The organism is Anaerobacillus sp. 63XJN7_5_ISO-PGPR-S23-430 (assembly GCF_056173695.1).
Window position 1 is genome coordinate 2,239,478 of the sequence record NZ_CM149686.1, and the last position, 12,633, is coordinate 2,252,110.

Sequence of the window (12,633 nt, forward strand, 5' to 3'; positions counted from 1 at the left end):
ACTATTTTCAAACTTTTTATTTGAATTCCAAACATTTATTAACAATTGTAGGTAAACTAATATTGGGTAAAATGCTTCAATACTTAAGGGGGAATACATATGAATAACAACAAGTTTCGTAAAACACTTATTGCTGCGCTATCAATCGGTTTAATTGCCGTACCTATTGTTCAAACTCCAGCTCAAGCAGAAGCCTCAAATGCGAATGTTCACCTACGCCTCATGGAAACGACTGATATTCATACGAATATCGTAAATTATGATTATTATAAGGATCAGCTTACGAATGAGTTTGGACTCGCCAAAACAGCCACATTAATTAACAAAGCTCGTGGTGAAGTTGAGAACAGTTTATTATTCGATAACGGCGATTTACTACAGGGAAATCCGCTTGGTGACTACGTTGCAAAAATCAACCCTCTAAAGAAAGGGGAAACTCACCCTGTATACAAAGCCATGAACCTTCTGAATTATGATGCAGGGAACATTGGAAATCACGAATTTAATTTTGGTCTCGATTTCCTTCAGACAAGCCTAGCCGGCGCAAACTTCCCATACATAAATGCGAACGTGTATGTAGATGACCACGATGATGATCCATCAAATGATCAAAACTATTTCACTCCTTATCAAATTCTTGATAAATCCGTGAAAGATGACTCAGGAACGGAACATCAACTGAAAGTAGGCGTGATCGGATTCGTTCCACCACAGGTGATGCAGTGGGATAAGGCTAATCTTGAAGGGAATGTGATCGTAAAGGATATTGTTGCAACAGCTAATAAATACGTGCCAGAAATGAAGGCAAAAGGGGCCGATATTATTGTCGCCATACCTCATTCTGGCTTTGAGAAGGCAGCACCACAGGGAAATGACGAGAATGCCGTTTACTACTTAAGCGAAGTGGAAGGCATCGATGCCATTTTATTTGGACATGCCCACAAAGTATTCCCTGGAGATAACACCTTTCAAGGAGTTGATGGAGTGGATAATACAAAAGGAACCATTAATGGAGTCGCTTCCGTCGAGCCAGGTTACTGGGGAGATCACCTAGGGGTAATCGACCTATCTTTAACGGAAGATAACGGGGAATGGTCAGTGAAGGATTCCAAATCTGAAGCTCGTCCAATCTATGATAAAGTAACGAAAACACCACTTGTTGAAGCAGACATTGATATCGTCAATGCAGTGAAAGAGGATCATGAAGCGACAATTGATTATGTGCGAACAGCTGTCGGTGAAACAACAGCTCCCATTAACAGTTACTTTGCGCTCGTTAATGATGATCCGTCCATCCAGATTGTAACCAATGCACAAAAATGGTATGTAGAAAACAATATTCAAGGTACCGAATATGAAGGTATTCCAGTCCTATCCGCTGGGGCTCCATTTAAAGCGGGTGGTCGAGGAGGTTCGTCCTACTATACAGATATTCCTGCTGGGGACATCGCGATTAAAAACACAGCTGATCTTTACGTTTATCCCAATACACTGAAAGCGGTTCTGTTAAATGGTGACGAACTGAAGGATTGGCTTGAAATGTCAGCAGGCCAATTTAATGTAATCAACAAAAAAGATAAACAGGAACAGCCTTTAATTAATCCTGATTTTCCTTCTTATAACTACGATGTTATTGATGGCGTTACCTATCAAATCGATGTTACAGAATCTGCGAAATATGATATGAGTGGGAGTGTAGTAAATGCTGATGCTAATCGAATTAAATCGCTAAAATACAACGGAGAAAAGGTAACGAAAGACATGTCCTTTATCGTTGCTACAAATAATTACAGAGCGACAGGCGGAGGGCACTTTCCGCACTTAGATGGTTCTAATATTGTTATTGATTCCCCTGATGAAAATAGACAAATTTTAATTGACTATATTCTTGAAAACAAAACAATTAATCCAACAGCTGATCAGAACTGGTCATTTCACACAGTTAATAAGAAGAAACTGAACGTCACTTTTGAATCCTCGTTACAAGCCAAAACCTATGCGGAAAGCATTAAAACGATTCATTTTGTTGATGAAACAGAAAATGGTTTCGCTAAATATACACTCGACTTAACGAAACAGAAAAAAGAAAAGCATCATCATAATCATAAGAGCGAGCACGGCCGCCATCGTTAAGAACGAATTCACGCCAATTCATCAGAATTGGCGTTTCTTATTTTAAGAATTTATCCGATGCAAACAATATTGGAATATTTACTGATATAATGGCATTACTATCGTACAGAAAGGGATTTATATGACACAAAGCCTGACAAGCACCCAAAGAGATGAGCTTTTTTCAGATCTGACAATTGAGCAACAAACGTATGTAATGAATTTTCTTAAACGCGGTAAAAAAACGGCTTTTGCGAATGTAATTGCTAGAAGTAAAGGGCGGATGATTCCAAGTGGGGCAACGGATGAAGAAATCAGGATGCTGCTTGATGATTGGATACTAGAAGATTACATCGATGCGGGCTTCGTTTCAGATGATTTAAAATGTGAGTGCGGTCGCTCTTTACGGTATCAGTATGTTGTTCGACATGCAAAAACAGGAGAAACACGGCGTTTCGGGATAAATCATTTCGAAGAGCATACCGGATTACCCGCTTCCATTGTGAGAGAAGTTGTGAAGGGATTTATGGAAATAGATTATGAGTTGGATGAGCTACTGTTGAAAAGACAGAACGGCTATCCTACATACGACATTCCTGAAGGATTGAACCTTCCACTAGACATTGAACAGCCACTTTCATTAAATCTTCCATTACTAGATCTACAAGAAAAAAGGCTAAACAGTTTAATCAGATCTTATCGTGAAGAAAAAGAAGCTCTTCAAAGAGGAAGCAACACTGTAGAACAAGTAGTCAACCCGAAAAGCAACCAGGAAGAACCGAAACCAGAAGAGGAATTACAAGGCGCTTTTGATTTGTTCGCGGAAGATGTTCAAGAACCTTTACAAGAAAAGACAAGCGAGAAACCTAAGGAAACCTATTTTGTAGGGGACCTTTCATTTACAACACAGGAAGAGGTAGACTCTTATATTCAGCAAGGTATGGAAAGTGCTCTGATGATTTGTGAGCTTTTGATTAAGGAAGGAAAGGTACAAGACAAGAGATACTCCACAAAGAAACCAAAAATTTATTATGCTGTTTGTACCTACCTCGATTCATTTGTTGCATCTGGATCAATGTCAGTCGAGCCGATAGGGCGTGAAGATCGCATCTATCGATTGAAAAGCAAGTGATTATCCTAACATTTCGTAATTATCAGATAAGTGATTGACATTTCCAGTTAACCGGTCTATAATTTCACACATGTTCAAAAATTAAATCAACACTCTTATCAAGAGCGGCGGAGGGAATAGGCCCTATGATGCCCGGCAACCTTTCAACTACAGTTGAAGCTGGTGCCAAATCCTACAGGTGATATCACCTGGAAGATAAGAGGAGGATTATGTTAGCAAACCCTCTTCTTATTGTTTAAGAAGAGGGTTTTTTATTTTATCCAGAAAAGGAGCTGTTACACATGAAAAGAACACTTGAAGAACGATTGCAAGATGGTCCAGTTATTTGCGGGGAAGGTTATCTATTTGAACTAGAGCGTCGTGGTTATTTACAAGCAGGATCATTCGTACCCGAAGTTGCCCTAGACAACCCTGAAGCGCTAAAACAAACGTATCGTGATTATATGCTTGCAGGTTCAGATGTCGTACTTGCTTTTACGTATAATGGTCATCGAGAGAAAATGAGGATTATTGGAAAAGAAGATTTGTTAGAACCGCTCAATAGACAAGCCATCCGCCTGGCTAAAGAAGTCGCGAAGGAACACCCTGAAGAAGAAGCGCTAGTTGCTGGAAACATTTCAAATACAAACTTATTTGATCCTGAAGATGAGGAAAGTAAGGAACAAATTCGGTCAATTTTTGCTGAAATGGTGAAATGGAGCAAAGAAGAAGGCGTAGATTTCATCAACGGCGAAACCTTCTACTTCTATGAAGAAGCAAAAATAGCGCTAGAAGAGATTCAAAAGCAGGATCTTCAAGCTGTAATTACACTCGGACTTATGAGTGAGAACATTTTAAGGGACGGCTATACCGTTGAGGAAGCTTGCCGTTTATTAGAAGAGCAAGGTGCACTAGTTGTTGGCATGAATTGTTTTAGAGGACCTGCCACAATGCAGCCTTACATTGAAAAAATTAGACAGTCTGTTAACGGCTATGTTGGTGCTCTTCCAATCCCTTATCGTACAACAGAAGAACACCCAACATTCTTTAACTTACCAGACGGTGGCTGTGCGTGTACATTGCCAACAGAGACGACCTTTCCAACCTCTTTAGACCCGCTTTATTGCAATCGCTATGAACTAGCGGAATGGGCTAAGAAAGCAAAGCAGGTTGGCGTCAATTACTTCGGACTCTGTTGCGGGGCTTCTCCAAGTATGCTGCGAGAGGTGGCTGAAACAGTTGGCAGAACAACTGTAAACTCGGTATATTCTCCAAATATGGAAAAGCACTTTTTATTTGGAACTGATGAGACATTGAAAGATAACAATACGGCTTATCGAACAAAAGCTTAATTCATAACAACAACCGGAGAACTTAATTTCTCCGGTTGTTGTTTTTTTACCAAAAACCCTATCTGTACACCTGTACTACAGTATTAAAATACATTTTTACATAGGATATTATATCTACTACATTTTTTCTATAAGCTGATTATTTTTGATAACGTTGGCGATGATTAGTAACAGTATCTGTAGAAGAGTAACGAATACAATGATTTATGCATTTGATAGGATAACAGCATTTTTCCAATCACGAAGTCTGAGATTGATTTTTCCGCTATATAAGTTGCTTTCCAAGTAACATTCTTTTCGAATTAAAGGCTTCTTTTATGAAAAACATCATATTTATCAAGTAGTTGTGTTATTATTTTAAATGTGTTTGAATATGTCCATGAAACATTATTGAACTCAAACCACAATGAAAACGAACTGTTTTATAAGCGAGGTAGCCTATGAATAATCAAAATGTATTAAATGAACTCCGCTCCATTTTACCCAGTGCGGAACTGAAGATAAATGAGCCATTAAATGCACATACGTATACAAGAATGGGTGGATGTGCGGATGTCCTTGTGTTTCCTAACACGCTAGAGGACGCACGAGCAGCAGTTGAGTACGCCTATCAATCTAACTATCCATTAACCATTTTAGGAAAAGGCTCTAATGTTATTATTCAAGATGGAGGCATTAGAGGAATTGTCCTGAATCTTTCGTCACTAAAAGCCATTCAAAAAGAAGAAGAAAAAGTTATTGCTCAAGCTGGTGCACGTATTATTGATGCTTCTGAATTTGCTCGTGACAGCAAACTAAGTGGGCTCGAATTCGCATGCGGAATCCCAGGATCTGTCGGCGGAGCTGTTTATATGAACGCAGGAGCATACGGTGGAGAAATCGCGGATTGTCTCGAAAGCGTTCTTGCTGTAACAAAGGAAGGAAAGCTCGTTAAATTGACAGCTGATGAACTTGATTTATCTTACCGTCATAGTAATGTAGAAGAAAATGGTCTTCTTGTCCTTGAAGCTACTTTCAAGCTTAAAGTTGGAGAGTATGAGGATATTAAAGCAATCATGGATGACTTAACGGAAAAACGTGAAACAAAGCAACCGCTAGAATACCCTTCATGTGGCAGTGTGTTTAAACGTCCTCCTGGCCTTTTTGCTGGTAAGCTCATTCAGGACTCACAGCTTCAGGGTACACGAATCGGTGGAGCTGAAGTCTCCAAAAAGCATGCTGGCTTTATTGTAAATATCGATAATGCGACAGCGACTGACTATCTGGACGTGATTCATCATGTGCAGCAAACAGTAAAAGAAAAGTTTGATGTCGATCTTGAACGTGAAGTTCGCGTCATAGGGGAACCACCTGAAAAACCATAATTCACATGACAGCCGCTCTTACAGAAAGAGCGGCCTTTTAGTGTTCTTTCACCGATATTCGATAAATCTGTGAACAAATGAAATCTGCACAATAAGTGCATACTTTACGGATAAAGTAGATATTGGCATACAATTCCAAAGACTAGAGGAGGACTATCATGAAAAGTAAAACTCAATTGATTGGTGTAATAACATTATCAATGGCGCTCATTCTTGCTGCTTGTGCAAACAACAATGAACAAGTAAATGAAAACTCTAATAACACAGAGGCAAACTCTGAAAGTAATATGGAAGGGATGAATCATTCAGGCTCTGCTGAGGTACCTGAAGAGCTACAAAAGTCTGAAGATCCGACTTATCCAGAAGGTAGCACGGCGATCATTGAAGCGAACCATATGAAAGGAATGGAAGGTGCAGAAGCAACTATTGTGGGGGCATATGATACGACAGCTTATGTTGTAACTTACACCCCTGAAGATGGCGGAGAACCCGTAGAAAATCATAAATGGGTCATTCATGAAGAACTGGAAGATCCAGATGAAGCTCCACTTCCATCAGGAACTGAAGTAACATTAATGGCTTCTCATATGGAAGGAATGGAAGGTGCGATTGCAACGGTCGAATCCGCTACAGAAACTACCGTATATATGATCGACTACACACCAACAACTGGTGGCGAAAAAGTAACGAATCATAAATGGGTAACGGAAGACGAATTAACCCTAACTGAATAATTGACCCTTCATAACCCGAACTGGTTAGGTTCGGGTTATTTTAAAGAGGTTCACTAATATCTGCCGTTCTTCCACTAGATTTTCTAACGCTATCGTCACATACAAGTAGAAAGGATGAAAAGTTTTGAAGAAAATATCGCTCTATACAATAGGTTTAATTCTCACTGTAATAATATCTGCTTGTCAAAATGATCAATCGTCACTAAATGAAAATCAATCAAATGATACAGGACAAAAACAAGCAAATCTCGCATCCATCAGTAACTCTGCCATTTATAAAGAAGCTGATAGAAACCAAATCGATCATGTCCACGGGATCGGTTATCCCGGTAACCGTAATGAACTGCTAGTGGCTACTCACGACGGTCCTCTAATTTATCATAATCAAATCTGGTACGAAGCCACAACAAACAAAAATGATTATATGGGATTCCAAGCTGTAGCTGATGGATTTTATAGTAGTGGACACCCTGGAGAAGGATCTGCGTTACCAAATCCACTTGGATTAATCAAAAGTACAGACCGAGGCAAGACATTAGAAAAGCTAGGTTTTCAAGGCGAATCTGATTTTCATTATTTAGCTGTGGGATATGAAACGAACGCCATGTATGCAGTAAATCAACAAAGAAATAGCGAAATGGAAATAGGCGTCTATTATAGTGAGGATGCTAAAAAGTGGGTGGATGTGGCGTTAAAAGGAACTCCCGATCAAATAAGTGGGTTATTCACTCATCCAAGTAACTCGAACCTTGTTGCTATAACCTCTCCTTCCGGGTTATATCTCTCTCGTAATCAAGGTGAGTCGTTTACTCGAATCACGAAAGAAGTAGCTGTTAGCACAATGGTTTTTCTAGAGGATCGCTTTATTTATGCAGTGCAGGAACCTAGGAATCAGCTCATTGTTCAATCATTGCAAGACGGTGAAGAGGAAGAAGTGACTATGCCTAATCAAACTTTAGACACCATTGATTATGTTACAGTTAATCCACAAAATAAGGATGAGATTGTCTTTCATTCAATAAGTGGTAGTCTTTATCAAACAACTGACAATGGGAAATCTTGGACTATTTTAATCAATGAAGGGAAAATCAAGAAATAAGTTGATTTCAGAGAAGAATCCGTATTCTATTCCCTTCTTTTATCAAGAATTTGTGCAGAAATAATGAAATTTCCTATCCTGCAACTTTATTTGCTAATGACGTTTAATCTGGATCAAATAGGAAAATATGACAGTGTACTTAACTTTTAAGGAGGAATGAACGAATGTCACATGAAAATTATGGATCGGTTATTCAAACACTTCATGAATGTATGACAGCCTGTAATCACTGCTACGATTCTTGTTTAAAAGAAGACGATGTCAATATGATGGCGGAATGTATTCGCATGGACAGAGAATGCTCTGATATTTGCGGTTACCTCGAACAAGCTCTCGTGAGAGGAACACCATTTGTTGCTGAACTCGCCACAGCATGTGCGACCATTTGTGAAGCTTGTGGTAATGAATGTAAGAAGCATGATCACAAACATTGTCAAGATTGCGCTGAAGCTTGTTTCAAATGTGCAGAAGAATGCAAGAAATTAGCATCATAATCAAGATAGTGAGGAAGTCTGTTTACTAAGACAGGCTTCTTTTTTATGCAGCTGTTTTGTACAATGCAGACACCCTGCACACTTTCTCGATATAATACTGTTACACTAGCTGTTCATAAAGGAGAAAGACATGAGAATAAAGAGGAAAAGTAAATTAGCGACAAAATTAGGTCTGTTTTTTCTCATAAGCATCTTATTACTCGAAGGTATTTTGTTCATGGTGCTGTACTTCGGTTTTTTAAACGAACGCATTATGGCAGAAACAGATGCCCTTCTAGCAAGAGGGAATAGCCATAGAGATGTACTAGCGAAGCATTTCGATCGTGAGACAATGGAACACGTTGCACTTATGGAATCTGAAGCTGAGACGCAGGTAGTCATAACAGATGAAAAGAATACCATCCTTGTTCATTCCAATAAAGTCATGCCTACTATTGAAGAAAACATTGCTTCCTCAAATACACTCCCTGTAACAGGAGCTATTGTGGAAGGAGATTGGGGTAAAGAACCTTTTGTTACAACTGGTTCTCCGATTTTTGTTGATGATGAGCTTGTTGGAAACGTGTATATGATTCTTGATACACAAGGTATTCGCGACGTACGAGACCACTTAACGACCCAATTTTTGATTATTAGTGGACTAGCACTCTTCCTTACCATTATTACAATTATTTACCTTTCAAGAATCATTACACGCCCATTGATTGATATGAAAATAGCCACACAGAAAATGAGTACAGGGAATCATGATGTCTCATTAAAAGTAGATCGAAACGACGAATTAGGAGAATTAGCCAAAGCGATCCAGAGCTTGTCCGACGATTTGCTACGATTAAAAAACGACCGCAGTGATTTTTTAGCTAATATTGCACATGAGCTCAGAACACCATTAACTTATCTTAACGGCTACGCTGACATTGCTCAGCGAGAAGCGTTATCATCCGACGAGAGAAACACTTATCTAGCCGTTATTAAGGAAGAATCCGAAAACTTAACCTCGCTCGTTCGAGATTTATTTGATATGGCCCAAATGGATCAACAAGGGTTTTCGATTGATCGTGAATCAGTCGATTTATGTCCATTAATTCATCAGATTAGAGAGAAAGTGAAGCCTGCTTTTGATCGAAAAGGAATTGATTTGATAGTATCCTGTCAGAACGATATTCGCTTAACGATTGACCCTGCGAGGTTTTCTCAAGTGATGTTAAATCTGTTAGATAATGCTTTACACTATAGTGAACAAGGAAAACATGTATTAATCGATGTCAGCGTCTCTCAAAAGACAGTCATCATAAAAGTAGTCGACGAAGGAGAGGGGATTCCTGAGAAGGATTTACCTTTCATCTTTGAACGCCTTTATCGTGTTGATAAATCCCGATCAAGAAAATATGGTGGCTCCGGACTCGGTCTTGCTATTGCCAAAGAAATTGTTGAAAGACACGGTGGGAGCATATCTGCTAAAAGTGAAGAAGGGAAAGGCACGACAATGACAATCGCCATAGCAGGAGTTGAATAAAATGAAGTATGTTTTAGCTGTAGATGACGAAGAAAGAATGGTTGAGTTAATCTCTCTCTACCTAAAGCCACATGGGTATCGAATATATAAAGCAAACACAGGCTTTGATGCACTTAATAAGCTAAATGAAAATCATGTGGATATGGTCTTGTTAGATATCATGATGCCAGATATGGATGGTTGGAAAACATGTGAAGAGATCAGAAAGCAGTCAGATGTTCCAATTATTATGCTAACAGCACGTGAACAATCAGAAGACATTGTAAAAGGACTAAAGCTAGGTGCGGATGATTACATCACTAAACCTTTCGATGAACGAGTTCTCCTTGCTAGAATGGAGGCAGTCGCTCGACGCTTAAAGCAGGTTGATTTAAACCAATTGGTGTTTAAAGGACTCACGTGGGATGCAGATAAACATCTTGTTTCTTACAACGATTCCCTTATCCCTGTAACTCCCATTGAATTTAAGCTTCTTGGACTTTTCTTGAAAAATCCTGAAAAAGTTTTTAGTCGTGATCACCTGATTCAAATAATTTGGGGATTTGAATCAAGTACAGAAGGACGCACGATTGACTCACATATACGTAATTTACGGGATAAATGTCGATCTGTTAACTTCCAGATCGACGAATATTTAGTGACCATCTGGGGTGTAGGGTATAAGTGGAAAAACGCATCTCATTAATCAGAGCTTTTAGCCACTAACATGACTACCAAAACGGTAGTCATGTTTTATTTATTCACACCTTCTCGATCAATTCTGGATATTCCTTGGGAACAATAAAAACAGATGATGATCTTCTATTAATTTATTGGTATTAAGGAGGACAGTATGGATCATTCAACACATTCTACTCAAGAACAACACCATTCTGATCATGGACAAGATCACACCTCTCACCACGCTCATATGGTAGAGGATTTTAAAAAGAGGTTTTATCTTTCAATACTTATTACATTACCCATACTCGTTTTGTCACCAATGTTGCAAAACCTCGTCAATCTAAATATGAGATTTATGGGAGATCTCTACATCTTATTTTCTCTATCATCGTTTATCTTTTTTTATGGAGGCTGGCCGTTTCTTACAGGAGCATGGAGTGAACTAAAAGAGAAAACCCCAGGGATGATGACTCTTATTGCACTTGCCATTGTCGTTGCTTACGTCTATAGTTCATTAACCGTTTTCGGATTATCGGGGAAAAATTTCTTTTGGGAACTGGCCACGTTGATTGACATTATGCTGCTTGGTCATTGGATTGAAATGAAGTCAGTGATAGGGGCTTCAAAAGCACTAGAAGAACTAGTGAAACTTATGCCATCAGAAGCACATCGAATCAGTCAAGATGGATCAATAGAAGATCTTCCTACCTCTGAACTAAGCGAAGGTGATCACGTTCTCATAAAGCCAGGTGAAAAGGTTCCTGTTGATGGCCTTATTGTGAAAGGACAATCTTCAATTGATGAATCGATGTTAACTGGAGAATCAGTACCAGTTGAAAAAGAAAAAGATGATGAAGTGATAGGAGCTTCAATCAATGGTGAAGGTTCATTAACAGTAAAAGTCGAAAAAACAGGTGAAGACAGTTACCTTTCTCAGGTTGTCACAATGGTAAAAGAAGCTCAAGAGTCGAAATCTAAAACTCAGAATTTTTCGAATCGCGCTGCCAAATGGCTTTTCTATCTAGCTCTTGTAGTGGGAATAACCACACTGCTCACATGGATTTTATTAGGATATGATTTTATTTTTGCACTTGAACGTATGGTAACCGTAATGGTTATTGCCTGTCCTCACGCTCTAGGGCTTGCAGCTCCTCTTGTCGTTGCAAGATCCACAGCCTTATCAGCAAAAAAAGGACTGCTCATCCGAAATCGAACTAGTTTTGAGGAAGCAAGAAAGTTAGAAGCCGTCGTTTTTGACAAGACAGGGACTCTTACAGAAGGCAAGTTCGGTGTTACTGATATTATGACCGAGAAAGATGAAGATCACATTATTCAAATTTCCGCTTCTGTTGAGTCTGAATCTGAGCACCCAATTGCTCGCGGGATTGTTGAAGAAGCTAAGAAACGAAATCTTTCAGTGAATCAAGTTGAGAATTTCAAATCAATTACTGGTAAAGGATTAGAAGGTACAATAGATGGTCAAAAGGTAATGGTCGTGAGTCCCGGTTATATGAGAGATGAAAAAATCGACTATGGTACAGAGCGATACAATGAACTTGCTAAAGAAGGAAAAACGGTTGTTTTTCTTCTGATAAATCATGAATTAGTAGCCATGATCGCCCTTGCAGATATCATTCGAGATAGTGCTAAAACTGCGATTGAGCAATTAAAGAAATTAAAGATCTCGTCTATGATGCTGACAGGAGATAATCAACAAGTCGCTACATGGGTCGGAAAACAACTTGATTTAACAGAAATTTATTCAGAAGTACTACCTCACGAAAAAGCCGAACAAATTCAGAAGATCAAACAAAAAGGCTTAAAAGTGGCGATGACCGGTGATGGTGTAAATGATGCGCCAGCCTTAGCGAATGCGGACCTCGGTATCGCAATTGGTGCAGGAACTGACGTCGCGATGGATACAGCAGATATTGTTCTAGTAAAGAGCAATCCAGAAGACGTTGTTTCAATCATTGAATTATCTAATGCAACGTATAAGAAAATGATTCAAAACCTTTGGTGGGCAGCCGGTTACAACATTATAGCGATACCACTTGCAGCTGGTATTCTTTATCCAATAGGAATTGTTCTTAGTCCGGCAATTGGTGCGGTACTGATGTCTTTAAGTACAGTCATTGTAGCGATTAATGCAAAATTATTAAAAGCGTAATCAAGATAAGTTAGAAGC

At 39.1% G+C, this 12,633-nt stretch carries 10 protein-coding genes and 1 riboswitch; all 10 genes read left to right on the forward strand.

Annotated features, from left to right (window positions below):
* The first annotated feature begins 99 nt into the window (after positions 1-99).
* The 10 genes from AC0VYJ_RS11870 to AC0VYJ_RS11915 all read left to right on the forward strand — a co-directional run bounded on the left by AC0VYJ_RS11870 (position 100) and on the right by AC0VYJ_RS11915 (position 12,615).
* The gene (locus tag AC0VYJ_RS11870) at positions 100-2,133 is read left to right on the forward strand and encodes a bifunctional 2',3'-cyclic-nucleotide 2'-phosphodiesterase/3'-nucleotidase (RefSeq protein ID WP_283154196.1); all 2,034 of its coding nucleotides are present in this window, start codon (positions 100-102) and stop codon (positions 2,131-2,133) included.
* A 121-nt stretch (positions 2,134-2,254) separates the two neighbouring features.
* The gene (locus AC0VYJ_RS11875) at positions 2,255-3,244 is read left to right on the forward strand and encodes a DUF3895 domain-containing protein (RefSeq protein ID WP_475365256.1); all 990 of its coding nucleotides are present in this window, start codon (positions 2,255-2,257) and stop codon (positions 3,242-3,244) included.
* 92 nt (positions 3,245-3,336) lie between these two features.
* Positions 3,337-3,446, forward strand: a riboswitch (SAM riboswitch).
* 79 nt (positions 3,447-3,525) lie between these two features.
* Positions 3,526-4,575: a homocysteine S-methyltransferase family protein gene (locus tag AC0VYJ_RS11880; protein WP_475365257.1), complete on the forward strand. Its 1,050-nt coding sequence runs from the start codon at positions 3,526-3,528 to the stop codon at positions 4,573-4,575.
* Positions 4,576-5,015: 440 nt separating this feature from the next.
* Entirely contained in the window at positions 5,016-5,939 is a 924-nt protein-coding gene (gene murB / locus AC0VYJ_RS11885) for a UDP-N-acetylmuramate dehydrogenase (RefSeq protein ID WP_194221750.1), read from the forward strand.
* A 158-nt stretch (positions 5,940-6,097) separates the two neighbouring features.
* Positions 6,098-6,673, forward strand: a complete 576-nt coding sequence (locus AC0VYJ_RS11890; RefSeq protein ID WP_283154193.1) for a YdhK family protein — start codon at positions 6,098-6,100, stop codon at positions 6,671-6,673.
* Positions 6,674-6,797: 124 nt separating this feature from the next.
* A complete protein-coding gene (locus tag AC0VYJ_RS11895) occupies positions 6,798-7,772 on the forward strand; it encodes a F510_1955 family glycosylhydrolase (RefSeq protein WP_475365258.1) in 975 nt (324 codons plus the stop codon).
* Positions 7,773-7,936: 164 nt separating this feature from the next.
* Positions 7,937-8,266, forward strand: a complete 330-nt coding sequence (locus AC0VYJ_RS11900) for a four-helix bundle copper-binding protein (RefSeq protein WP_194221753.1) — start codon at positions 7,937-7,939, stop codon at positions 8,264-8,266.
* Between the two features lie 130 nt (positions 8,267-8,396).
* Positions 8,397-9,782 carry a sensor histidine kinase gene (locus tag AC0VYJ_RS11905; protein WP_430245384.1) on the forward strand — a complete coding sequence of 462 codons (1,386 nt, stop codon included), beginning with the start codon at positions 8,397-8,399 and terminating at the stop codon, positions 9,780-9,782.
* Between the two features lies 1 nt (position 9,783).
* Positions 9,784-10,467, forward strand: coding sequence for a response regulator transcription factor (locus AC0VYJ_RS11910; protein WP_475365259.1), 684 nt, complete (start codon positions 9,784-9,786; stop codon positions 10,465-10,467).
* A 147-nt stretch (positions 10,468-10,614) separates the two neighbouring features.
* Complete coding sequence (locus tag AC0VYJ_RS11915; RefSeq protein WP_475365260.1) at positions 10,615-12,615, forward strand: heavy metal translocating P-type ATPase; 2,001 nt, start codon at positions 10,615-10,617, stop codon at positions 12,613-12,615.
* Positions 12,616-12,633 lie beyond the last annotated feature (18 nt).